Source organism: Arthrobacter sp. SlRoot2-15 (assembly GCF_059739345.1).
The window spans coordinates 3,456,471-3,479,807 of the sequence record NZ_AP046058.1 but is presented as its reverse complement, the minus strand read 5'-3'; the positions used below and the strand labels follow the sequence as shown (position 1 = coordinate 3,479,807).

The 23,337-nt window shown below is 67.3% G+C and carries 23 protein-coding genes and 3 riboswitches; of the genes, 16 read left to right on the top strand and 7 right to left on the bottom strand.

Going from position 1 to position 23,337, the window contains the following annotated elements; all coding sequences use genetic code 11:
• Positions 1-2 precede the first annotated feature (2 nt).
• On the top strand, positions 3-389 hold the full coding sequence (locus tag AC6I9V_RS16190) for a hypothetical protein (RefSeq protein WP_349413728.1): 387 nt from the start codon (positions 3-5) through the stop codon (positions 387-389).
• 17 nt (positions 390-406) lie between these two features.
• Here AC6I9V_RS16190 and AC6I9V_RS16185 read toward each other — a convergent pair whose 3' ends face one another.
• The gene (locus AC6I9V_RS16185) at positions 407-733 is read right to left on the bottom strand and encodes a chorismate mutase (RefSeq protein WP_349413729.1); all 327 of its coding nucleotides are present in this window, start codon (positions 731-733) and stop codon (positions 407-409) included.
• Between the two features lie 14 nt (positions 734-747).
• On the opposite strand from AC6I9V_RS16185, the gene AC6I9V_RS16180 reads away from it, so the two are divergent.
• Positions 748-1,170, top strand: coding sequence for a VOC family protein (locus AC6I9V_RS16180; protein ID WP_497900136.1), 423 nt, complete (start codon positions 748-750; stop codon positions 1,168-1,170).
• 8 nt (positions 1,171-1,178) lie between these two features.
• Here AC6I9V_RS16180 and AC6I9V_RS16175 read toward each other — a convergent pair whose 3' ends face one another.
• Positions 1,179-1,925 carry an SOS response-associated peptidase gene (locus tag AC6I9V_RS16175; RefSeq protein WP_497900135.1) on the bottom strand — a complete coding sequence of 249 codons (747 nt, stop codon included), beginning with the start codon at positions 1,923-1,925 and terminating at the stop codon, positions 1,179-1,181.
• Positions 1,926-2,087: 162 nt separating this feature from the next.
• Here AC6I9V_RS16175 and AC6I9V_RS16170 point away from each other — a divergent pair, with 162 nt between their 5' ends.
• The 3 genes from AC6I9V_RS16170 to AC6I9V_RS16160 all read left to right on the top strand — a co-directional run bounded on the left by AC6I9V_RS16170 (position 2,088) and on the right by AC6I9V_RS16160 (position 4,194).
• On the top strand, positions 2,088-2,345 hold the full coding sequence (locus AC6I9V_RS16170) for a mycoredoxin (protein WP_056739948.1): 258 nt from the start codon (positions 2,088-2,090) through the stop codon (positions 2,343-2,345).
• A gap of 119 nt (positions 2,346-2,464) precedes the next feature.
• Positions 2,465-3,550, top strand: a complete 1,086-nt coding sequence (locus AC6I9V_RS16165) for an S-(hydroxymethyl)mycothiol dehydrogenase (RefSeq protein WP_497900134.1) — start codon at positions 2,465-2,467, stop codon at positions 3,548-3,550.
• A complete protein-coding gene (locus AC6I9V_RS16160; RefSeq protein ID WP_497900133.1) occupies positions 3,547-4,194 on the top strand; it encodes an MBL fold metallo-hydrolase in 648 nt (215 codons plus the stop codon). The genes AC6I9V_RS16165 and AC6I9V_RS16160 overlap by 4 nt, the downstream gene beginning before the upstream one ends.
• Positions 4,195-4,446: 252 nt before the next feature.
• Here AC6I9V_RS16160 and AC6I9V_RS16155 read toward each other — a convergent pair whose 3' ends face one another.
• The 3 genes from AC6I9V_RS16155 to AC6I9V_RS16145 all read right to left on the bottom strand — a co-directional run bounded on the left by AC6I9V_RS16155 (position 4,447) and on the right by AC6I9V_RS16145 (position 7,838).
• A complete protein-coding gene (locus AC6I9V_RS16155) occupies positions 4,447-5,325 on the bottom strand; it encodes a methylenetetrahydrofolate reductase (RefSeq protein ID WP_497900132.1) in 879 nt (292 codons plus the stop codon).
• 126 nt (positions 5,326-5,451) lie between these two features.
• Positions 5,452-6,324: a formyltetrahydrofolate deformylase gene (purU, locus tag AC6I9V_RS16150; RefSeq protein ID WP_497900337.1), complete on the bottom strand. Its 873-nt coding sequence runs from the start codon at positions 6,322-6,324 to the stop codon at positions 5,452-5,454.
• 44 nt (positions 6,325-6,368) lie between these two features.
• Positions 6,369-7,838: an amino acid permease gene (locus AC6I9V_RS16145; RefSeq protein ID WP_497900131.1), complete on the bottom strand. Its 1,470-nt coding sequence runs from the start codon at positions 7,836-7,838 to the stop codon at positions 6,369-6,371.
• Between the two features lie 156 nt (positions 7,839-7,994).
• A riboswitch (glycine riboswitch) is annotated at positions 7,995-8,092 on the bottom strand.
• A gap of 282 nt (positions 8,093-8,374) precedes the next feature.
• Positions 8,375-8,474: riboswitch (glycine riboswitch) on the top strand.
• Positions 8,475-8,572: riboswitch (glycine riboswitch) on the top strand. It abuts the riboswitch before it with no gap.
• Between the two features lie 49 nt (positions 8,573-8,621).
• Between AC6I9V_RS16145 and gcvP the strand changes: the two genes are divergently transcribed.
• The 7 genes from gcvP (at position 8,622) to AC6I9V_RS16110 (ending at position 17,688) form a co-directional block, all read left to right on the top strand.
• Positions 8,622-11,474: an aminomethyl-transferring glycine dehydrogenase gene (gene gcvP, locus AC6I9V_RS16140; protein WP_497900130.1), complete on the top strand. Its 2,853-nt coding sequence runs from the start codon at positions 8,622-8,624 to the stop codon at positions 11,472-11,474.
• 10 nt (positions 11,475-11,484) lie between these two features.
• Positions 11,485-12,606, top strand: coding sequence for a glycine cleavage system aminomethyltransferase GcvT (gcvT, locus tag AC6I9V_RS16135; protein ID WP_497900129.1), 1,122 nt, complete (start codon positions 11,485-11,487; stop codon positions 12,604-12,606).
• A 55-nt stretch (positions 12,607-12,661) separates the two neighbouring features.
• Positions 12,662-13,045, top strand: coding sequence for a glycine cleavage system protein GcvH (gene gcvH, locus AC6I9V_RS16130; RefSeq protein WP_497900128.1), 384 nt, complete (start codon positions 12,662-12,664; stop codon positions 13,043-13,045).
• Positions 13,042-14,361, top strand: a complete 1,320-nt coding sequence (gene glyA, locus AC6I9V_RS16125) for a serine hydroxymethyltransferase (protein ID WP_497900127.1) — start codon at positions 13,042-13,044, stop codon at positions 14,359-14,361. The genes gcvH and glyA overlap by 4 nt, the downstream gene beginning before the upstream one ends.
• A 91-nt stretch (positions 14,362-14,452) precedes the next feature.
• Positions 14,453-15,865 carry an L-serine ammonia-lyase gene (locus tag AC6I9V_RS16120; protein ID WP_497900126.1) on the top strand — a complete coding sequence of 471 codons (1,413 nt, stop codon included), beginning with the start codon at positions 14,453-14,455 and terminating at the stop codon, positions 15,863-15,865.
• A gap of 258 nt (positions 15,866-16,123) precedes the next feature.
• A complete protein-coding gene (lipA, locus tag AC6I9V_RS16115; RefSeq protein WP_497900125.1) occupies positions 16,124-17,131 on the top strand; it encodes a lipoyl synthase in 1,008 nt (335 codons plus the stop codon).
• A gap of 29 nt (positions 17,132-17,160) precedes the next feature.
• A complete protein-coding gene (locus tag AC6I9V_RS16110) occupies positions 17,161-17,688 on the top strand; it encodes a DinB family protein (RefSeq protein WP_497900124.1) in 528 nt (175 codons plus the stop codon).
• On the opposite strand, the gene AC6I9V_RS16105 is transcribed toward AC6I9V_RS16110, so the two are convergent.
• Positions 17,685-18,434, bottom strand: coding sequence for a lipoate--protein ligase family protein (locus AC6I9V_RS16105; protein WP_497900336.1), 750 nt, complete (start codon positions 18,432-18,434; stop codon positions 17,685-17,687). The genes AC6I9V_RS16110 and AC6I9V_RS16105 overlap by 4 nt on opposite strands.
• Positions 18,435-18,450: 16 nt before the next feature.
• Between AC6I9V_RS16105 and AC6I9V_RS16100 the strand changes: the two genes are divergently transcribed.
• Positions 18,451-18,834: a DUF2177 family protein gene (locus tag AC6I9V_RS16100; RefSeq protein ID WP_349411286.1), complete on the top strand. Its 384-nt coding sequence runs from the start codon at positions 18,451-18,453 to the stop codon at positions 18,832-18,834.
• A gap of 22 nt (positions 18,835-18,856) precedes the next feature.
• Here the strand turns inward: AC6I9V_RS16100 and AC6I9V_RS16095 are convergent, their stop codons facing one another.
• Entirely contained in the window at positions 18,857-19,660 is an 804-nt protein-coding gene (locus tag AC6I9V_RS16095; protein WP_497900123.1) for a thioesterase family protein, read from the bottom strand.
• Positions 19,661-19,817: 157 nt separating this feature from the next.
• On the opposite strand from AC6I9V_RS16095, the gene AC6I9V_RS16090 reads away from it, so the two are divergent.
• From AC6I9V_RS16090 to AC6I9V_RS16080, 3 genes are all read left to right on the top strand, one after another.
• On the top strand, positions 19,818-20,513 hold the full coding sequence (locus tag AC6I9V_RS16090; protein WP_497900335.1) for an endonuclease/exonuclease/phosphatase family protein: 696 nt from the start codon (positions 19,818-19,820) through the stop codon (positions 20,511-20,513).
• 297 nt (positions 20,514-20,810) lie between these two features.
• Entirely contained in the window at positions 20,811-22,079 is a 1,269-nt protein-coding gene (locus AC6I9V_RS16085) for an alkaline phosphatase family protein (protein ID WP_497900122.1), read from the top strand.
• Entirely contained in the window at positions 22,076-23,266 is a 1,191-nt protein-coding gene (locus AC6I9V_RS16080) for an alkaline phosphatase family protein (protein WP_497900121.1), read from the top strand. Before AC6I9V_RS16085 ends, AC6I9V_RS16080 begins: the two co-directional genes overlap by 4 nt.
• Positions 23,267-23,337 lie beyond the last annotated feature (71 nt).

Below are 23,337 nucleotides of genomic sequence, written 5' to 3'. Positions count from 1 at the left end.
CCATGAGCTCCCACAGCGCACTCCTGAAGCACGTAAGCATCGCCGCCAAGGATTCAACCTTGGTGGCGAAGTTCGATATAGACGGGAATATTCCGAGTTCCGGGGCCTACGTGGTCGGGCTCGTGGCCGCCACTCCAGACCATTCCCACCAGCGCCGGATGGAAATCGAGTTCATGAACGGCGAGGCTGTGTCATTTTTCTGCTTCAGCCATGACGGCACGGAGGAGAATTTTGACCTCAAGGGCGTGGAGCACTCCGGCAACACCATCACCGGGAACTTTCCGCTCAGCACTGTGATGGGCCTGACCAAGGGCCATCTGATGACGGCGTTCAGCGATTGCGAGGGCCGGGACTACCAGGCCAACGTACCCGTCGAAGAGTCGCTTTAAACCGACGGGGGCAGGCCTTAGCTGGAGGCCTTGTACACGTCCAGCTCGAGCCGGATGAATGCGTCGATCATGGCCCGGTAGGTCTGCTCGACGATTTCCGCGTCAATGTCTTTCTGCTCCGCCGTGGCCTTGACGTGTTCGAGCACCCGCTCCACACGGCCCGGGGCGCGGACCTCGGCACTGTCGGCCTTGAGCGTCCCGGCGATCCGGATCAGCCGTTCGCGCCGGCCGATCAGTGCGACGATCTGCTCGTCCACCTCGTCGACAGCCACCCGCACGGCGGCGAGCTGTTCCTTGTCGGCCTGGGCGTCTTTGTCGTCTCCGTGATTTGTGGACATGTGCATGACAGTATCGAACGATGCAACCACGAGTCGACTTCATCTCATTGGGTGTCCGCAGCGTTGACGCCTCACGCCGCTTCTACGCCGAGGGCCTCGGCTGGCCCGTCCACCGCGAGGTGCCCGGAGAGGTGGTCTTCCTGCAGGCCAACCACGGGCTCATCCTCTCGCTCTGGGACGCCGAGCAGATGCAGGCCGAGGCGGGGACCGACGCCCCGGCCGGCGTCCCCTGCATCACGCTCAGCCACAACGTCGGCAGTGCGGCAGAAGTGGACCAGGCACTGCGCCAGGCGGAGGCCGCGGGCGCCGTCGTGGTGGCGGCCCCGAAGACCCAGCCGTGGGGCGGGTACACCGGCTACTTCGCCGACCCGGACGGCTTCCGCTGGGAGGTCGCCTTCAACCCCAGCTGGACGGTCGACGCCGGCGGCAGGGTCACGGTCTAGCCGCAGCCCTAGAACAGGCTCCCCACCGGCCGGATCAGCTCAGGGGAGTCGTTCCTGACGTTCCCGACGGCGGTGCCCACGGCGTCGATCGTCCAGCCCTCCGCGACGTCATGCGCGCCGGCCCGCACCACCCCCACGAGGGCGGCGGCGTCGTCGGCCTGCGGGTCCAGCCAGGTCGCCATGGTCTGACGGTCCATCGGCAGCGGAACCCGGTCATGCAGGGCCGTCAGTTCGGCCAGCATCCCGTCCGCGTAGCCCTCCGGCGGGGAGTCGGTGGTCAGGATCGACGTCGAGAGCAGCCAGCGCTCCGGATCCCCCTCGGCCTTGGACGGGTCTTTCCACCATTCGTAAAGGCCCGCAAAGACCACCGGGCTGCCGTCCTTCGGGTGCACGTAGTAGGGCTGCTTGCCGCGGCCTTCGCCCTTCCACTCGTAGTAGCCGTCCGCCGGGACCGCGCAGCGCCGGGAACGGGTGGCTTTGCGGAAGGCGGGCTTCTCCAGCACGCTCTCGCTACGCGCGTTGATCATTTTCGAGCCGATGCCCGGGTCCTTGGCCCAGGACGGCACGAGTCCCCAGCGGGCAATGTGCAGTTGCCGCACCGACTCCCCGTCCACCAGCCGCTCAAGCAGGATCGGCACGTCCGCCGTCGGAGCCACGTTCCACGACAGCGGAATGACCACCTCTTCCTCGAGTTCGGCGTCGAATTCGGCCAGCAGGTCCCCGACGGCCCGGGCCATCACGTAGCGTCCACACATGGCACCAGCATGCCACCGGGAGCCGCTCGGCCGGAATAGCGTCCGGGAATAGCGGGCCACGGGTTACGGTTATTGGTAGTGACGTACGACTTTTGTCGGCAACCGGCGCTGCCACCCATCACCGGCGAGCAAGCGCCGCCAACCAGCTTTGAGGAGAACTTCGTGGACTTCACCCCCGATTCCGGCACCATCACCATGTTTTCGACCACCTGGTGCGGCTACTGCAACCGGCTGAAGAAGCAGCTGGACGCGCAGGGCATCGGGTACACCGAGATTAACATCGAGGAAGTCGAAGGCACCGCCGAACTCGTGGAGCAGCTCAACGGAGGCAACCGCACCGTCCCCACCGTGCTGTTCCCGGACGGCACCGCGGCCACCAACCCCTCCGCGGCCGAGGTCAAGAGCCGCCTCGCGGCCTAACGCCCCCCTTTTTAGGACACAACCCACCACACCATTTGCGGCGCGGACTCCCGGCTAATCCCAGGAGCCCGCGCCGTGCCGCTTCCCGCCACGGGAGCGGGATGAGAGGAGCCACCCGCATGGTCCACAAAGTCAAAGGCGCCGTCGTCCGGTCCAAAAACGCCCCCGTCACCCTGGAGACCATCCTCGTCCCGGATCCCGGACCCGGCGAGGCCCTGGTGGACGTCCTCACCTGCGGCGTCTGCCACACCGACCTGCACTACAAGCAGGGCGCCATCAACGACGACTTCCCGTTCCTGCTCGGCCACGAAGCCACCGGTGTGGTCAGCGCCGTCGGCCCCGGCGTCACCGAAGTGGCCCCCGGCGACCGCGTGGTGCTGAACTGGCGGGCCGTCTGCGGCGAATGCCGGGCGTGCCGCCGCGGCGAACCGCAGTACTGCTTCAACACCCACAACGCCACCCAGAAGATGACACTCGAGGACGGCACCGAACTCTCCGCAGCGCTGGGCATCGGCGCGTTCGCCGAGAAGACCCTCGTCGCCGCCGGGCAGTGCACCAAGGTGGACCCCGACGCCGACCCCGCCGCAATCGGCCTGCTCGGCTGCGGCGTCATGGCCGGCCTCGGCGCCGCCATCAACACCGGCAATGTCAAGCGCGGAGATTCCGTCGCCGTGATCGGCTGCGGCGGCGTGGGTGTGGCGGCCGTGGCCGGCGCCGCGCTCGCCGGGGCCACCACCGTGATCGCGGTGGACATCGACGCCAACAAGCTCGAACGCGCCAAGGAACTCGGCGCCACCCACACCGTGGACTCCGCCGCCGTCGACCCGGTCGAGGCGATCCGGGAACTGACCGGCGGTTTCGGCGCCGACGTCGTGATCGACGCCGTCGGGCGTCCCGAGACCTATAAGCAGGCCTTCTACGCCCGCGACCTCGCCGGCACCGTGGTCCTGGTGGGCGTCCCCAGCCAGGACATGACCCTTGAACTGCCACTGCTGGACGTGTTCGGCCGCGGCGGCTCCCTGAAGTCCTCCTGGTACGGCGACTGCCTCCCGTCCCGCGATTTCCCCATGCTGATCGACCTCTACCGGCAGGGCCGGCTGGACCTGGACGCCTTCGTCACGGAACGCATCACGATCGACCAGATCGAGGACGCCTTCGAGAAGATGCACTCCGGCGCCGTCCTCCGCTCGGTGGTGGAACTGTGAGCGGCGCTGCCGGCAGCAGCCTGCGGATCGAGCAACTGGTCACCTCCGGGACGTTCTCGCTCGACGGCGGCACCTGGGACGTGGACAACAACGTCTGGATCCTCGGCAACGAGGAGGAATGCGTGGTGATCGATCCGGCCCACGACGCCGCAGCCGTCGCCGCCGCCGTCGCCGGCCGGACCGTCACGGCCATCCTGCTCACCCACGGCCACGACGACCACATCGCCGCAGTGGGCGCCTTCAGAGATCTGGTCAAGGCTCCGGTTTACCTGCACCGGGACGACTGGATGCTCTGGGACCGGGTCTTCCCCGGGACCCAGCCGGACCGCGGCATCGACGACGGCGACACGTTCGACGTCGCCGGAGCCAGTCTCACGGCACTGCACACCCCGGGTCATTCCCCCGGCTCGGTGAGCTTCCACCTGGCGGGCGAGGGCACCGTCTTCACCGGCGACACCCTCTTCCAGGGCGGGCCGGGCGCCACCGGGCGGTCCTTCAGCGACTTCCCCACCATCATCGAGTCCATCAAGGCCCGCCTGCTCACGCTCCCGGCCGAGACCGTGGTGCGCACCGGGCACGGGGACTCGACGACAATCGGCGCCGAGGCGCCCCAGCTTGCGGACTGGATCAAGCGGGGCCACTGACCCGGTGGGCAGCGGTTCCCTGTTACCCCACTTCGACGTGAATGTGGTCGTCCCGGTGGAACATGCGCCGGCCCTCCGTGCCGTTGAAGAGGACCCACAACACTGATCCGTCCGGCGTGGCACCATCCACTGTGCCCCGGCCGAGGTACCTCCTGTCGGCGGTGACCCGAACCGGCAGGCCGCGTGGGAGTGCCGCCCAGGGCAGGCGCACACCCCGCGTGGCGACGCCGGCGGCGCCCTCCGGCGTGGCCATCAACCGCGTCCCGGCGATGTGGCTGCCGGCGCTCCGGCACTTTTGGCCATGCCGGCGGCCGCGTACGGTTCGAGGTTGTTGAACGTGTAGAGGTGGACGCCGGCCAAAGCGGGCTGGACCGCCGACAGCTCGGACACGAGCCGTTGGGGAGAATAGTTGCCGCCGTCCAGCAGCCGACGGGCGAGCGGTCCCCTGCGGCTGATGAAGCGCAGGGACGGCCCCACTCCGATCTTGGTTGCCAGGGAGACGAGCTTGGTCCGGGGTACGGATCCGGCGACTCCGGCCCACACCGGCAGCGTGACACCCTCGCGGCGCAGCAACTCTACGTACCAGCCGATCCGCGCACCCGAGAAACACATCTGCGTGACCACGCTGGAGGCAAGATGCTGTTTTTCCAGCAGCGCATCGAGCATATGGAGTTGGCTCTGCTGCGGGTGCCCTTCCGGGTAGCCGGCGACGCCCGCTGCAATGCGCCCGCCGGAGATCTCGGCAATGTCCTCCAGCAGGCGGGCGCTGCTCGGGTAGGGGCCGGCTGCCTGCGCCGCGTCGCCGCCGACGGCGAAGACCTCGGTGACCCCGGCAGCCTCGCAGACTTTGAGGATGCCTGCGAGTTCCGCGCGGCCTTCGAGGCTGCGGGCCGCGAGGTGGGGCACCACGCGGTAACCGAGCTGGCCCAGCTGGACCGCCGTTTGCACGGTGGGCTTGACCCCGTGATGCGGAAGGCAGGTGACCGTGAGTTTCGAGCCCGCCGGGAGGGCCGCCTGAACCCTGGCGACGATGCCGTCGGTGGGAACGATTTCCAGCCGCGTGGGAAGCTGCGGATCACTACCGACGGGCCGGGTTGAGGGGGAAGTGGGCGTAAGAGAATTAACCGTCACGAGGTACTCCAAGGAATAGCCGGCGCAAGGCGCCGGAGCGGACAGGCCGGAACGGACGGAACCGGACCCGGCAGGTCATCATGCGAAGCCCCGGATGAGGGGGCTTCGCATGATCGTGGGGACGCGTCAGCGAAGTATGACGGTCCTGTTGCCGGAAAGAATGATTCGTCCTTCGGCATGCCAGCGGACGGCGTTCGTCAGGGCTTTGCATTCGGCGTCCCGGCCCACCGCGACCAGGTCAGCGGGGGTGTAGGTGTGGTCCACCTCGATCACCTGCTGGGCAATGATGGGTCCCTCGTCCAGCTCGGAATTGACGTAGTGCGCGGTGGCCCCGACGGTCTTGACGCCCCGGTCGTACGCCTGGTGGTAGGGCCTGGCGCCCTTGAAGCTCGGCAGGAATGAATGGTGGATGTTGATGGCCCTGCCGGCGAGGCGGCCCGTGAGGTTGTCACTCAGGACCTGCATGTAGCGGGCGAGGACCACCAGCTCCACCTGGTAGCGATCCACCAGTGAGAGCAGCGTTGCTTCGGCGGCGGGCTTGGTTTGCTGGCTCACCGGCACGTGATGGAACGGAATCCCGTGCCAGGTGACGAGATCCTCGTGGTCCTGGTGGTTGGACACGACGGCCACGATCTCCACGGGCAGTTCGCCGATGCGGGCGCGGAAGAGCAGGTCGTTGAGGCAGTGGCCGTATTTGGACACCATGACCAGAATCCTCTCTTTCCGGCCGTGGCGTTCGAGCCGCCAATTCATGTCCCACTCCCCGGCCACCGGAACGAAATCCTGCCGGAGGGCTTCGACGTCAGCGCCCGCACCCGCTGCGACGAAGTGCACGCGCATAAAGAAGTGCTGTTCCTGCCGGTCGCCGAACTGCTTGATGTCGATGATGTTGCAGCCGTGGGCCAGCAGGAATTCAGAGACGGCGTGGATGATTCCGGGTGACTCGGCGCAGTCGAGGGTGAGGACAAATTCCGTGCTGGGCGCCACCGGCTTTTCCAACGCCGGGAGGGAGGACGGGGTGGCGGGTGTGGCTTCTCCGGTGGTCACAGGCTGTCCACCGCCTGGCGTCCGCCTGCGACATCCTGCTCAGACTGAAGTTCGTCCTTGAACGCCTGGTAGCGAGCCAGGTGCGCGGGACGGCGGCGCAGGACGAACCATGCCGCGCCGAGGATGATGAACCAGATGGGGGTCACCAGAAGCGCCGTGAGGGTGTCCGGCTGGGTGGTCAGGGTCCAGAGCACGAAGGCGAAGAAGGCGAAGACCGCCCAGACCATGGGGATGCCGCCGGGCATCTTGAACTTCGAGGCGGCATGCAGGTGCGGGCGGCGCCGGCGGAAGGCGATGTAGCTGGCCAGGATGATCGACCAGACGAAGACGAAGCAGACGGCGGAAACGGTGGTGACCATCTCAAAGGCCTTGCCGATGTTCTCCCCGGCGTACATCAGCACCACACCCGCCAGCAGCAGCACGCAGGAGAGGAATAGCGCATTCTGGGGAACCTTGCGGCGCGACAGGGCACCGAAACGGACCGGCGCGTCACCTTCCTGGGCCAAGCCGTAGACCATCCGGGACGTGGAGTAGATTCCGGAGTTGGCCGAGGACATCGCCGAGGAAAGGACCACCAGGTTGACGACCGTGGCAGCGGCCCCGAGGCCGGCCAGGGAGAACATGGCGATGAAGGGGCTGTGTCCGGCGGCGAACTGGGTCCAGGGGATGACGGACATCAGGATGATGAGGGCGCCCACGTAGAACAGCAGTACACGGATCGGGATGGAGTTGATGGCCCGGGGCAGGTTCTTCTCCGGGTCCTTGGCCTCTGCCGCAGTGGTGCCCACCAGTTCGATGCCCACGAAGGCGAACACGGCAATCTGGAAGCCGGCGACGAAGCCCATGAACTCGTTCGGGAAGAAGCCTCCGTGGCTCCACAGGTTGCTGAAAGTAGCGGGTCCGGCGTCGGACCTGAATCCGCTGAAAATCATGAACAGGCCCACGATAATCAACGCCGCGATGGCGATGATCTTGATCAGCGCGAACCAGAACTCGGTTTCGCCGAAGGCCTTCACCGTGGTCAGGTTCAGCAGCAGCAGGATGGCGACGGTGACCAGTCCCGGTATCCACAGGGGCAGCCCGGGCCAGAGCTCCTGGGAGTAGCCGGCGATGGCGATAACGTCGGCGATGCCGGTGATCACCCAGCAGAACCAGTAGGTCCAGCCGGTGAAGAAGCCGGCCCAGGGGCCAAGCAAGTCCGCCGCGAAATCACTGAAGGACTTGTAGTGGAGGTTGGACAGCAGCAGCTCACCCATGGCCCGCATGACGAAGAACAGCATAAAGCCGATGATCATGTAGACGAAGATTACGGAAGGGCCGGCCGCCGAGATGGTCTTTCCCGAGCCCATAAAAAGGCCGGTGCCGATGGCGCCGCCGATCGCGATGAGCTGGATGTGCCGGTTGCTGAGCTGGCGCTCAAGGTGGGGGGCTTCAACCGGAGCCGAAGGTGGTCGTTGAATCGTCATAAGGAACTCCATCGTTCAAGTGGCACTTCGGTGCCACGATGATTCGGGTTCCTCCCCGCTCTGTCTTGGACCTGAGAGTTTCCGCGTTCCTGCCCCCGCAGACCCGCTTGCACCTTCGGTGAGCCAGGAACGTGCCTGGCTGCTTTCCAGAGTTGCCTCGCCGCGGCGGTACATGGGCCTGAGAGATTCCTGGGGAGGATTTGCTCCTACGGCGCCTGCTGTATGTACCGGCAGGACTCTCCCGCCGCAGATCATAGGCATGTTCATTTGTGAATGTTACGGACGGCCCAGTGGCGTGGAGGTTAGCTCCGAACAAAGCGCGCCGTCGTGGGTGCGGTGCCCCGGATGTGCCGGGACCTGCACCCACCATGGCCGGATCACCCTCGAAGGACATCGTCCGGCCGACTCAGTGTGTGATGGATCACTCGGGAAAGTCAAGCCCCGCAAATGTGACATTGCCCGGCGGCCGCATTGTTGCCCCTCCCCGGGATGGCGTGTACGGTGTGAGGCGAATCACCACATTCGAATATGCCTTTCGAGCCGTGGCGGGAGAGTCCTCCCCGTCACCAACGGGCAGGCGCCGTAGGAGCAAATCCTCCCCAGGAATCTCTCAGGCCCATGTACCGCCGCGGCGAGGCAACTCTGGAAAGCAGTCAGGAAAGTTCCTGGCTCACCGACGGTGCAAGCGGACAACGGTCCGCGGAATCTCTCAGGTCCAATACAGAGCGGGGAGGAACCCGGTCCCTTCCGGCGCCTTGCGCCGGCCAAACCTTGGAGTTCCTCTTGACGGTTCAATCTCTTTCATCCAATTTCGCTGACCGCCATATTGGCGCCCGCCGCGAGGCCGACGTCGACACCATGCTGAAGGCTGTCGGCTACGACAGTGTCGACGGCCTGGTGGATACTGCTGTCCCTGATTCAATCCGCCAGGAAAAGCCCCTCACCCTGGCCGCGGCGCTGAGCGAAGTCGAAGTCCTCGCCGAGCTGCGCAAGCTGGCCGCCAAGAACAAGACCGCCGTGCAGATGATCGGCCAGGGCTACTACGACACCGTCACCCCGGCCGTGATCCGCCGCAATATCCTCGAAGCCCCGGCCTGGTACACCGCCTACACGCCGTACCAGCCCGAGATCTCGCAGGGCCGGCTCGAGGCGCTGCTGAACTTCCAGACCATGGTCCAGGACCTCGTGGGCCTGCCGATCGCCAACGCCTCGCTGCTGGACGAAGCCACCGCCGTCGCCGAGGCCGTGCTGATGATGCGCCGGGCAAATAAGAACAAGTCCGCTCACGACGGCAAGACCGTCCTCGACGCCGACTGCCTGCCGCAGACCATCGCCATCGTCCAGGGCCGCGCCGAGGCCCTCGGCTTCGAGGTTGAGGTCGCCGATTTGTCCAAGGGCCTGCCCGAGGGTGTCATCAACGGCGTTGTGCTGCAGCAGCCGGGCGTTTCCGGCCGGGTTTGGGACCAGTCCGGTGTGATCGCCGAGGCCAAGGAGCGCGGCGCACTGGTCACCGTGGCCGCGGACCTGCTTGCCCTGACCCTCATCACTCCCCCGGGCGAGCATGGCGCGGACATCGCCGTCGGCTCGACCCAGCGCTTCGGTGTCCCGCTGTTCTTCGGCGGCCCGCACGCCGCCTACATGGCGGTGCGCGAGGGCATGGAACGCACGCTCCCGGGCCGGATCGTCGGCGTATCCAAGGACAACGCCGGCATCCCCGCCTACCGCCTGGCGTTGCAGACCCGCGAGCAGCACATCCGCCGGGAGAAGGCCACCTCCAACATCTGCACCGCCCAGGCGCTGCTGGCCATCGTGTCCTCTTTCTACGCCGTCTACCACGGCCCGGACGGGCTGAAGGCAATCGCCGAGGCCGTCCACAACAACGCCCGCGCCCTGGCCGCCACACTGAAGATTGCCGGCCGCGAACTGGCAAGCGATTCCTTCTTCGACACCATCACGGTCCGGGTGCCGGGCAAGGCCGCGAAGGCCATCGCCGCCGCCGAGGCCCGGGGCATCAACCTGCGGCTCATCGACGCGGACACAGTTGGCGTGTCCGTCGATGAAACCACGACGCCGGAAGTCCTCTCCGCTGTGGTCGTCGCCTTTGGCGCCGGTCCGCTCGTGGAGGCCAAGGGCTTCGAACTGCCCGACTCGGTGCTGCGCACCTCCGACTACCTGCAGCACCCGGTCTTCAACACCCACCGATCCGAGACCCAGCTGCTGCGCTACATCCGCCGCCTCTCGGACCGGGACCTCGCCCTGGACCGCACCATGATCCCGCTGGGTTCCTGCACCATGAAGCTGAACGCCACGGCCGAGATGGAGGCGATCTCCTGGCCGGAGTTCGCCTCCATCCACCCCTTCGCGCCGGACTCCCAGACCGAAGGGTGGCGCGAACTCATCAGCGGCCTCGAGGCTGACCTCGCCGAAATCACCGGCTACGACCAGGTCTCCATCCAGCCAAACGCCGGCTCCCAGGGTGAACTCGCGGGCCTGCTCGCGATCCGCGGCTACCACCACTCCCGCGGCGATGCCCAGCGCAACGTCTGCCTGATCCCGGCCTCGGCGCACGGTACCAACGCCGCCTCCGCGGTGCTCGCCGGCATGAAGGTCGTCGTGGTGGCGACAGCTTCGGACGGCACGATCGACCACGCGGACCTGCAGGCAAAGATCGAGCAGCACAAGGACGTGCTCTCGGCGATTATGATCACCTATCCGTCCACGCACGGCGTCTACGACGCCGACGTCCGAGAGGTCTGCGACGCCATCCACGCCGCTGGCGGGCAGGTCTACGTCGACGGCGCCAACCTCAACGCCCTCGTCGGCCTGGCCCAGCCGGGGCAGTTCGGCGGCGACGTCTCGCACCTGAACCTGCACAAGACCTTCTGCATCCCGCACGGCGGCGGCGGACCCGGCGTCGGCCCGGTTGCGGCCAAGGCGCACTTGGCGCCGTTTATGCCCGGCGACGCGAACAAGGCCGCCGACCAGGGCGGGACAGGCGTGGCCATCTCAGCGTCCCGGTACGGCTCGGCCGGCGTCCTGCCGATCTCCTGGGCGTACGTGAAGCTCATGGGCGGGCAGGGCCTGACCGAGGCGACCAAGTCGGCCCTCCTCGCCGCGAACTACATCGCTGCACGGTTGGATGAGCACTTCCCGGTGCTCTACACCGGCGAAAGCGGACTGGTGGCGCACGAGTGCATTCTGGACCTGCGTGAACTCACGGCCAGGACCGGTGTCACCGCGGAGGACGTCGCCAAGCGCCTGATCGACTTCGGCTTCCACGCCCCCACGCTGTCTTTCCCCGTGGCGGGCACCCTGATGGTGGAGCCCACGGAGTCCGAGGACCTCGCGGAGATCGACCGCTTCATCGCGGCGATGATCACGATCCGGCAGGAGATCGACCAGGTGGCCAGCGGTGAGTTCACGGTGGAGAACTCCCCGCTGCGCAACGCACCCCACACGGCGGCCGCCGTCGTCTCGTCCGACTGGGAGCGGGCGTATCCGCGCGAGCAGGCCGCCTTCCCGGTCCACACGCTTAGGCAGGACAAGTACTTCCCGCCGGTCGGCCGGATCGACGGTGCAGCCGGCGACCGGAACCTGGTCTGCTCCTGCCCTCCGCTTTCCGAATTCGAGAACTAAGGATCCCCTGATGAGTGAGAACTACACCGCCCTCTTCGAGCAGCACAAAAAAGCCGGCGCCTCCTTCACGGACTTCGGCGGCTGGCAGATGCCCCTTAAGTACGAATCGGAACTGGCCGAGCACCACGCCGTCCGCAACGCCGCGGGCTTGTTCGACCTCTCCCACATGGGTGAGGTCTGGGTCAGCGGCCCGGACGCCGCCGCGTTCCTCGACTTTGCCCTGGCCGGGAAGCTCTCGGCTGTGGCCGTGGGCAAGGCCAAGTACTCGCTGATCTGCCAGGAAGACGGCGGCATCATCGATGACCTCATCTCCTACCGCCGCGCCGAAGACAGGTACCTGGTGGTCCCCAACGCCGGAAACGCTGAGGTAGTGGCCGCGGCCTTGGCCGAGCGGGCTGCAGGCTTTGACGTCACGGTGGAGAACGTCTCCGCCGAAACTTCGCTGATCGCCGTCCAGGGCCCCAACGCCGAAGCGATCCTGCTGGCCCTGGTCCCGGCCGGGCAGCACGCGCTGGTCACCGAGCTGAAGTACTACGCCGCGGTTGAGGTTCAGATCAACGGACAGGACCTGCTGCTCGCCCGCACCGGCTACACCGGCGAGGACGGCTTTGAAATCTACGTTCCCAACGAGGACGCCGCCGGCCTCTGGGAAGCACTGCTGGAAACCGGTGCCAGCCAGCGGCTTATCCCCGCCGGCCTGGCCTGCCGCGACTCGTTGCGTCTGGAAGCCGGCATGCCGCTCTACGGCAACGAGCTCTCCCGCGAAGGCAACCCGTACGCGGCAGGCCTGGGACCGGTCGTCTCGCTCGCCAAGGAGTCGGACTTCGTCGGCAAGGCGGCCCTGGCCGAACTCAAGGAAGCCGGCGCAGGTTCCACCACCGGCCGCAGACTTGTGGGCCTCAAGGGCCTGGGCCGCCGGGCCGGCCGCGGCCACTACCCTGTCCTCAAGGACGGCACCGTCGTCGGCGAAGTGACCTCCGGGCAGCCGAGCCCCACCCTGGGGTACCCCGTCGCGATGGCGTACGTGGACGTCGAGTTCACCGAACCGGGCACCGCCCTGGACATCGATTTGCGCGGCAAGGCCGAGCCGTTCGAAGTCGTGGCGCTGCCGTTCTACAAGCGCGAAAAATAGCCCGGCCGCCGGCTGGGCCCGTCGATACAACCTACGAACTTAAGGATTGAGAAGCATGAGCAAAGTAGTAGCCGAACTGAAGTACTCCGCGGAACACGAATGGGTCGCCGCTGACGGGTCGGGCCCGGCCGGGATCGGCATTTCAGCCGTGGCCGCGGACGCCCTCGGCGACATCGTTTACGTTGACCTGCCCGAGGTGGGCGCCACGGTGACCGCGGGCGAGACCTGCGGCGAGGTCGAGTCAACCAAGTCGGTCTCGGACCTGTACGCCCCGGTCACGGGCGAGGTCACCGAAACCAACCCCGCCGTCGTCGACGATCCCTCGCTGATCAACAGCGACCCGTACGGTGCCGGCTGGCTGTTCAAGGTCGCCGTGATCGAAGAAGGGCCGCTGATGTCGGCCGAAGAGTACGCTGCAGCCAACGGCGGGGAACTGTGAGCGGGGCTGCGGCGGCGGGCACCCTGACCGCCTTCGACCAGGTCGTGTCGCCGTCGCTGGATGCGGAGCTGTCCGTGCTGGACCCGGAGATCGCCGCGAAGATCGACGCGGAGCTGGGCCGTCAGCGTGACGGCCTGGAAATGATCGCCTCGGAAAACCACACCGCGGTGGCCGTGATGCAGGCGCAGGGCTCGGTCCTGACGAACAAGTACGCCGAGGGCTACCCGGGCAAGCGCTATTACGGCGGCTGCGAACACGTCGACGTGATCGAGCAGCTCGCGATCGACCGGGTCAAGGCCCTGTTCGGTGCCGAATACGCGAACGTCCAGCCGCACTCCGGTGCGCAGGCGAACGCCTCGGTGATGCACGCGCTGATCCGTCCGGGCGACACGATCATGGGCCTGAACCTGGCCCACGGCGGGCACCTCACCCACGGCATGAAGATCAACTTCTCCGGCCGGCTCTACAACGTGATCCCGTACCAGGTGCGGGAGGATGACCACCGGATCGACATGGCCGAGGTCGAGGCCCTGGCCCGGGAGCACAAGCCGCAGCTCATTGTTGCCGGCTGGTCTGCCTACGCCCGGCAGTTGGACTTCGCGGAGTTCCGCCGGATCGCCGATTCGGTGGGCGCGTACCTGATGGTGGACATGGCGCACTTCGCCGGGCTCGTCGCGGCCGGGCTGCACCCCTCCCCGGTGCCGCACGCCCACGTCACCACGTCGACGACGCACAAGACCCTCGCCGGTCCGCGCGGCGGGATCATCCTGAGCAACGACGCCGGCATCGCCAAGAAGATCAACTCGGCCGTGTTCCCGGGCCAGCAGGGCGGACCGCTCGAGCACGTCATCGCCGGCAAGGCCGTGGCCTTCAAGATCGCCACGTCGCCGGAGTTCAAGGAACGCCAGGAGCGTGTCCTGGCCGGTGCCCGGATCCTCGCCGAGCGCCTGGTCCAGCCGGACGTGATCGCGAAGGGGATCAACGTGATCTCCGGCGGCACCGATGTACACCTGGTGCTGGTGGACCTGCGCGAGTGCGAGCTCAACGGCCAGGAAGCCGAGGACCGGCTCGCTGCGATCGACATCACGGTCAACCGCAATGCCGTGCCGTTCGATCCGCGCCCGCCGATGGTCACCTCCGGCCTGCGGATCGGCACCCCGGCGTTGGCCACCCGAGGCTTCGGCGAGGCCGCGTTCGCCGAGGTCGCGGACATCATCGCCGAGGCTTTGACCGCCGACGCCGGCACGGACCTCTCCGGGCTCCGCACCCGGGTCCAAGCCCTCGCCGCCGCCCACCCGCTCTACCCGGCTCTCTAGCCAGCCCTGGCGGTCGGGCCTGTCCACGCATTGGGGGCTGGACAGGCCCGACCACCGAACATTCGAAGCATGACCTAGTGAGGAACCGACAATGGCTGTTGGAGTCTTTGATCTCTTTTCCATCGGATTGGGGCCGTCAAGCTCGCATACCGTGGGCCCGATGCGGGCCGCGGCGGTGTTCGCCGAGGAGCTCAAGGCCTCCGGCGACCTGGGACGCGTGGCGTCGCTGCGGGTGGATCTCTACGGATCCCTTGCTGCGACCGGCCACGGCCACGGGACGATGACGGCGGTCCTGCTGGGGCTCGAGGGCTACCACCCTGAACTCATCCTCCCGGCGGAGGTGGAGGAGCGGCTCGCCGCGATTGCCGAGAGCGGGAAACTGCAGCTCGCCGGGTCCGTCGCCTTGCCGTACGGGGTGAAGGACATGGTGCTGCGCCCGCTGACCATCCTGCCCCGGCACACCAACGGCATGACCTTCATGGTCTCCGACGCCGACGGCGGGACCCTGCACTCCGCCACGTTCTTCTCCGTCGGCGGCGGCTTCATCGTCCGCGAGGGCGAGGAAGACGCCGCGCTCAAGGAACTCAACGAATCCAAAAAGGAACTGCCGCTGCCGTTCCGCACCGCCGCGGAACTGCTCGAACACTGTAAGTCCGGGGGCCTCTCGATCGGGGAGGTCATGTTCGTCAACGAACGTGCCTCCCGCACGGAGCAGGAGATCCGCGAAGGCCTGCTGCACATCTACTCGGTGATGGAAGGCTGCGTGGAAACCTCCCTCAAGCGCGAGGGGCTGCTGCCCGGCGGGCTCAAGGTCCGCCGCCGCGCCCCCGACTGGCACGAACGCCTGCTCAAGGAAACCCCCGGCCAGGACCCCGACTACCGGGACCCGAAGTACTGGCAGGAATGGGTCAACCTGATCGCCCTAGCCGTGAACGAGGAAAACGCCTCCGGCGGCCGCGTCGTCACCGCCCCCACCAACGGCGCCGCCGGGATCATCCCCGCGGTGCTCTACTACGCCCTGCACTTCGCCCCCGGCATGGACAAGGCCAGCCAGGCCGACCGCGACGAGACGGTCGTCAAGTTCCTGCTCACCGCCGGCGCGATCGGGGTGCTCTACAAGGAACAGGCCTCGATCTCCGGCGCCGAGGTCGGCTGCCAGGGCGAGGTGGGCTCGGCGTCGTCAATGGCCGCCGCCGGGCTCGCCGAAGTCATGGGCGGCACCCCGGCCCAGGTCGAGAACGCCGCGGAAATCGCGATGGAACACAACCTCGGCCTGACCTGCGACCCGATCGGCGGGCTCGTGCAGATCCCCTGCATCGAACGCAACGCGATCGCCGCGGCGAAAGCCATCAACGCCGCCAAAATGGCCCTCTGGGGCGACGGCACCCACCGCGTCTCCCTCGACGAAGTCATCGTGACCATGCGCGAAACCGGCAAAGACATGAGCTCCAAATACAAAGAAACCGCCATGGGCGGCCTCGCCGTCAACGTCGTGGAGTGCTGACGGCAATGGCGGACATCAACCGAGCCAATCGGTCCCTGGCCCTCCGGCCGACCCCGGCCGGAACAGCGGCCGCCAGGCGCCGGAGGCGGCGCAGGCGGCAGCAGGCTGAAGCCTGGGCGGTCGGCTTAAGTGGACTGCTGGGCTTCGTCCTCATTCTCTACGCCGCAGCCCAGTACACCGGGTGGTGACCAGCTCCGCTACCGCCGACCCTCCCATCCCACCCCGCCGACACCCGGCCCACTTACGAAGGAAAAACAGATGACACTGGCACCAGAAGGCCGGAAGATGCTGCGCATTGAGCAGCGCAATGCGGCCACCCCGGTGGAACGGAAGCCCGAATGGATTAAAGCCAAGGTCCAGATGGGCCCGGAGTTCGTCCAGCTCAAGAACCTCGTCAAAAAAGAGGGCCTGCACACCGTGTGTGAGGAGGCCGGCTGCCCCAACATCTTCGAGTGCTGGGAAGACAAGGAAGCGACGTTCCTGATCGGCGGCTCCGAGTGCACGCGGCGCTGCGACTTCTGCCAGATCGACACCGGCAAACCCTCCCCGGTGGACATGTTCGAACCCACTAAGGTCGCCCGCTCGGTCCAGTCCATGGCCCTGCGCTACGCCACCGTCACCGGTGTGGCCCGCGATGACCTCGCCGACGAAGGCGTCTGGCTCTACGCCGAAACGGTCCGCAAGATCCACGAACTGAACCCGGGCACCGGCGTCGAACTCCTGATCCCGGACTTCTCCGGCAAACCCGAACACATCGCGGCGATCTGCGACGCCAAACCCGAGGTCTTCGCGCACAACGTCGAGACCGTGCCGAGGATCTTCAAGCGCATCCGCCCCGCGTTCCGCTACGAACGCTCCCTGGACGTCATCACCCAGGGCCGCAACCTCGGCATGGTCACCAAGTCCAACCTGATCCTGGGCATGGGCGAGACCCGCGAGGAAATCTCCGAGGCACTGCGCGACCTGCACGAGGCCGGCTGCGACCTGATCACCATCACCCAGTACCTGCGCCCCTCCGAACGCCACCTCCCGGTGGACCGCTGGGTCAAACCGCAGGAATTCGTCGACCTGCAAAACGAGGCCAACGAGATCGGCTTCCTCGGCGTCATGTCCGGGCCCCTGGTCCGCTCCTCCTACCGCGCCGGCCGGCTCTGGGCCACCGCGATGCGCAAAAAAGGCTGGGACATCCCCGCCGAACTCGCCCACATCGAAAGCTCCGGCAGCACCCGCCAGGAAGCCAGCTCACTGCTCGCGGGCGCCAACTGAGCGCCTGCTACGTACTAGGCTGTGGGCCCATGAGCACTTTCCCCAGCATGGATCCGGCGATCTTCTCGGCGGGCCTTAAGGCGCAATTCGACGCCTTCCTCGACGAGCACCGGACCGCCCTGCACGACTGCTTGGAGGGGCTGAGCGAGCAGGAGGCGCGGGCTTCCCTGGTCCCTTCGCGGACAACGCTGCTGGGGCTGGTCAAGCACGCAACATTTGTGGAGAAGGTCTGGTTCGACGAAGCCATCACGCGCCGGAGCCGATCGGAGATCGGCATCCCGGCGACCCCGGACGAATCCTTCATCCTGGACGCCGGCGATACCATCGCCGGCGTCCGGGCCGCCTACGTCCAGGCCTGCGAGGACTCACGCGGCGGGACCGTAGCTCTGGGGCTCGACGACCTGGTTACCGGCAACCGCCGCGGGCCGCTGCCGCTGCGCTGGGTCTATCTGCACATGCTGCGGGAACTCGCCCAGCACTGCGGGCACGCCGACATCCTGCGTGAACAGCTCCTCGCGGCGCGCGCCGGCGCAGCCGAAACGCAGGACGAAAGTTAGGCCCGGAGGCTGCCGAAGCCGCCGTCTTTGAGCGAGGCGTAGCGCCCGTATGCGCCCAGCACGGCACCCTCGATGGCGTCCACATCCAGGTGCGGGACCAGATCGTTGACCGCCCCCGCCGTCGCCGGGTCCCAGTCCAGGCCCAGGGCCGCGTAGCTTGCCTCGAGCACGGCCCGGATCGGCGCGGAGTTTTCCACGATGATCACCGAGCTGAACAGCCAGCCGCCGGAGACCACCCGCTGGGCGGTGCCGATGAGCTTGACTTGATGCCCCGGCACCGCAGGATCCTGCCCGTGGACGCTGAACTCCCCCGGGCAGTACTCGCCCGGGATCTCCCCGACGGCGGCGTCCACTCCGGCGTCACGCAGTCCTTGCGCCAGCAGTTCGCCGAACAGCGAAAAGCGCCCCTTGGCGCCTGCGATCGCGTCGGTGTGCGGCTCGAGGTGGTCGATCACCAGCGTGCCCTCGTGGTACGCGGCTGCCCGGCCGCCGGCTTTCCGGATCAGGGGTTCGAACCCGAGTTCGCGGCAGGCCTGTGCCGCGGCCTCGAAGCCCGGAAGATGGGTGTCCCGCTGGCCGAACGCGACCGTGGGCGCGGGCCGGTAGAGCCGCAGCATGGGCCCGGCCGCTCCCGTCTTCACCCGCTGCAGCAGTTCCAGGGCGAAGTCCAGGTCCGCCGCGGCGCCGAGCGAGTGCTCCTGCCGGAACACCCTCAGGGTCCGGGGTCCGGCCGCGGCCTGCTCCATGTTGTTATGCTCCCTTATGCTCATTCTGCAATTCCTGGTGGTGGCCGCCGCGTTCGCCGTGATTGACGCCGTCTGGCTCAAGTCGATGAACAAGTTCTACCGCCGGCACCTGGGACACCTGATGGCGGACAAGCCCCATCTAGGGTACGCCGTGGTGTTCTACGTGCTCTACATCGCCGGAATTGTCTTCTTCGCCCTCCGGCCGGCGCTCGACGGCGGAAGCTGGCTGACAGCCTTGGGCTATGGCGCCGCGCTGGGCGCGTTCGCGTACGCCACTTACGATCTGACGAACGCCGCGACGCTGAAGAAGTGGCCGCTGGCGATCGTCGTCGCGGACATCGCGTGGGGCGCGTTCCTGACCGGCCTGGCCACCGTTGTCGGCTGGCTCGTCTTCCACTAGCCGCCGCCGGGCGTCCCGCTGCTCAGCTTTTCCGCAGCGTCAGAATCTGTTCGGCGCGCCCGAAGGGTCCCTGCAGGTCATGCAGCACCGTGGAGGTCAGCCCGATGCCGTCCGTGCCGAAGGACACCTCGTTGTCCAGGCCCAGCCACTCCCCCTCAGGGCGGCGGTACATGTGGATCTGCAGGTCCAGGTTGGGGAAGGCGTAGCTGCCCTTGCCCGGCGGAACCCGTGCGGCAATGCCGTTGGCCGTGTCCACCAGGCCCACCAGCCGGGCCAGGTCGCTGCTGTCCGCCCGGTCCGTGAGCGGGTAGCCGGTGTGCAGCCATACCGTCCCGGACCCGGCCCGGTGGCCCTCGGCGATGCGCATTGTCAGCGAGGCGATGTAGCCGCCGGGCCAGACCGTGGCGGCGTCGTACGGTTCGCAGTCTTCCGGCGCGGGGATACCGGGGTCCTCGAAGGCGGCGACCGCGGAGGTGTCGGAGGTGATTATGCGCCAGGCCGTGGCCCGGATGGCCACGCGGCCGCCGGCCACGAGTTCGGCCTGCAGGAGCTCGATGGTCCGGCCGGGGCGCAATGTGGTGGTGGTGACCTCGAACTCGCCGCCCGGGATCAGGCCCAGGATCTCGTAGCTGATCCGGGCCATCCGCATGTCCTCGCGCGGCTCGTGCCGGGCCAGGGCGTCTGCCATGATGCCCGACGCCGGGGCCATGTGCTGTTCGTGCGCATTCCAGGCGCCCTGGGCGTGGATGGTGGAGCGGAACCGCCCGTCCCCCAACACCTCGTAGTAGAAATCGCCCTCGGCCAGCACCGGTAGTTCAGCAGTCAACGTCGACCCTTTCGCAGCATTCATCAGAGAATCCAACCCACCTTATCGCCTCGGGACGCCGCGCTCCCGCCGCGCCTTTTGTCTCCCCGGACCGGCGGACTGGGTAGACTCGGGAGCAGGCTTACCCCGACTATCCTGCGAAGAGGTGCTCCCCCTGATCCGCGTAATCAGCTACAACCTCCGCAAACACAAGGCCAGTGGCGAACTGGAGGCTTTGGCCGCCAGTTTCAATATCGATGCGCTCTGCCTCCAGGAATGTGACACCGAGGATCTGCCCGAGAGCATCGGGGACCTCCACCTCGCCGATGCGACGAGGGGCAACCGGCTCGGCCTGGCGATCTATTACCGCAAGGACCGTTTCACCGCGTATGAGACCAAGACTTTCGCGCTGAAGAAGTCGCTGCATGACCACGTGCTGGCTCCTGCGCATGAGCGGCTCATCGGCACCCGGGTGGTTGACAACGAGACTGACCATGACCTGGTCATCGCGTCCTTCCATGCCGCGCCGCTCACGGCGTCGAACTCGCTGCGGCGGAACCAGATCCATGCCGCCCACGCGGAGCTGCTGAGCATGGGCGGGGGGCTGATGACTCTAATGGTGGGCGACTTCAACTACCCGTTTTTCACGAAATACCTCACCGAGCAGATGAAGGACGCCGGCTACGAGCTCTCACTCAGCGACCGGCGCACCTACACCCGCTACAAGGTGTTCAAGGGCCATTTCGACTTCGCGACCTCGCAGGGCCTCATGATCGAGAACGTCGAAACGCTCCCGCGCGGCGCCTCCGACCACCTGCCGATCCTCATCACGGCCGAATACGGCCAGAACGCACCCGGGGCTGCCGCGGGGTAATGCCCCTCCCCCGCCGGCCGCGGGGCAGCCGGCCGCGCATCGGCGTGGCCTCGCTGGCTGTCCAATTCCGGTAACCGCTGGGTGAACCCGGCCGTCCTGTGCGCGAACGTGTCATGAACAGGGCATGAACTGACCCCCATATCGCCCCGGGCGTAACCGTTTCGTGATCTACTTTTTGGCGTGAACTCTACCCGTGAGTAACTTGCCGGGCCCTCCCAGCGATTACCCCTGTAGCGGGCTGGCCGGGTCTCCTCCGGCGACGCGGGAAGTCAGCCCTGACGACAAAGGAATCCGAACGTGAACTTTTCAAGACGCAACTTTTTGGGCGTGGCAGGGACCGCTGCCGCCACGGCCTTGGCCACCGGCGGCACCCTCCGGGCCGCTACGGCCGCCGCGCCCGCGCTGCCGGCGCCCGCGGCCTCCGGAATCGAGCACATCATCGTCGTGATGATGGAAAACCGCTCCTTCGACCACTTCCTGGGCTGGATGCCGGGCGCGGACGGGAAACAGTCCGGGCTGAGTTACATTGACCGCTATGGCATTCCGCACTCGACCCACCACCTGACGGACTTCCAGGGCTGCGGCCACCCGGACCCGGACCACTCCTACGAGGGCGGCCGGATCCAGTACAACAACGGCAAGAACGACGGCTGGCTCCGGGCCGGTGAGAACGACGAGTTCGCCGTCGGATATTACGACGCCGCCGACGTCGACTTCTGGCGGCAGGCCGGCCCTGACTGGACGGTCTGCGACCGGTACTTCGCGGCGACCATGGCCGAGACCTACCCCAACCGGTTCTACCAGCACGCCGCCGCCACCGACCGGATCCATAACTCCTCGGCCACCAGCTCGCTGACCACGATCTGGGACCGGCTCGCCGCAGCGGGAGTGTCCGGCAAGTACTACTACGGCGACATCCCGTTCACCGCGCTGTGGGGCACGAAGTATTTGGGAATTTCGCACCACTACTCCGAGTTCCTTTCCGACGCCAGCGCCGGGACCCTGCCGGCAGTGTCCTTCGTGGATCCGCGGTTCACCGAGGAGGGCTCCGGCACCTCCGGGGACGACCACCCGCACGCCGATATCCGCTCCGGCGAGACGTTCCTCGCCGAGGTCTACAACGCGGTCACATCCGGCCCGGGCTGGGCCAACACCCTGCTGGTGGTCAACTACGACGAATGGGGCGGCTTCTACGACCACGTCGCCCCGACGACCGCTCCGGACACCAGCCCGGACACCGCACTGCGCGGCTTCCGGGTTCCCTCCCTGGTGGTCTCACCCCGTGCCCGGCGCCGCTATGTCGCGCATGACGTCTACGACCACACCTCGGTCCTCAAGGCCATCGAATGGCGCTGGAACCTGCCGCCGCTGACCCCGCGGGACAAGGCCGCCCGCAACATCGCCGAGGTCCTCGACTTCGGCGCACCGGCCAACCTTGCCGCCCCCAAGTATCTGGTCCCGCCGTTTGTGGCCGGCCCGGCGTGCACCCCCGTGGGACCGCCGCCGGCCGAGGAATGGTCCGGACTGAAACAGAAAGCACTCGCCGACGGATGGAAGCTCCCGTGAACCCCAGTACTCCTATAGCACCGCCCGCGCTGGAACGACGCGGCCGCCGCACGCTGCGGCGGCTCGCCGCTGCCGCCATGGTCGTGCTCGCAGCCGCCTCGCTCAGTTACGGCCCGCAGGCAGCCACCGCGGGCACCCCCGCAAGCACCGGCGCCGCTCCGGCCGCCACCAAAGCAGGCGGGTACCTGCCCGGGGCCAAGCATGTCTTTGTGATCAACCTCGAGAACAAGGGCTACGACGAGACCTGGGGTCCGGCGTCGGCCGCGCCGTATCTCTCGCAGACGCTGCGCGGCCAGGGCGTGCTGCTGAACCAGTACTTCGGCACGGCGCATAACTCCCAGCCCAACTATGTGGCCCAGATTTCGGGCCAGGGTCCGAACCCCCAGATGCAGGCCGACTGCCAAAACTACTCGCCGTTCGTCGGCAGCGGGACGGCCAGCCCGGGCCAGGCAGTCGGCGACGGCTGCGTCTTCCCGGCCAGCGTCCCCTCCGTCGCGGGGCAGCTCAAGGACGCCGGGAAGACCTGGAAGGGGTACATGGAGGACATGGGAACCCCCTGCCGGCACCCCGCGCTGGGCACCGTCGACGACACCCAGAAGGCCAAGGTCGGCGACCAGTACGCGGCGCGCCACAACCCGTTCGTGTACTTCGCCGGCATCACCGGTTCGCCGGACTGCGCTAAGAACGACGTCGACCTGTCCGCCCTGAAGACGGACCTCGCCTCGGTCGCCACAACCCCGAACCTGTCGATGATCACGCCGAACCTGTGCAATGACGGCCACGATTCCCCGTGTGTCGACGGGCGCCCGGGCGGCCTGGCCAGCGCCGACGCCTGGCTCAAGCAGTGGGTTCCGGCCATCACCTCCTCGCCCGCGTTCAAGCAGGACGGGGTTCTGGTGATCACCTTCGACGAGTCCGACGGCCCGCAGAGCGACGCGAGTGCGTGCTGCGGCGAGGGCCCTGGCCCGAACTCGCCGATGCCGGGCATTACCGGCATGGGCGGCGGCCGGGTCGGCGCGCTGGTCCTCTCGCCCTTCACCAAGGGCGGTACCTGGTCCACCACCCCCTACAACCACTACAGCCTGCTCGCCAGCATCGAGGACACCTTCGGCCTGCCCTACCTCGGGTACGCCGGGACGCCGGGGCTGAACCGCTTCGGCCTCGACGTCTACAACGCCGGGGTCTAAAACAGGTCCCGCGATGAACGGCAAACGCCCGGCCGGTGCTCCTGCACCGGCCGGGCGTTCGTGTTCACGGT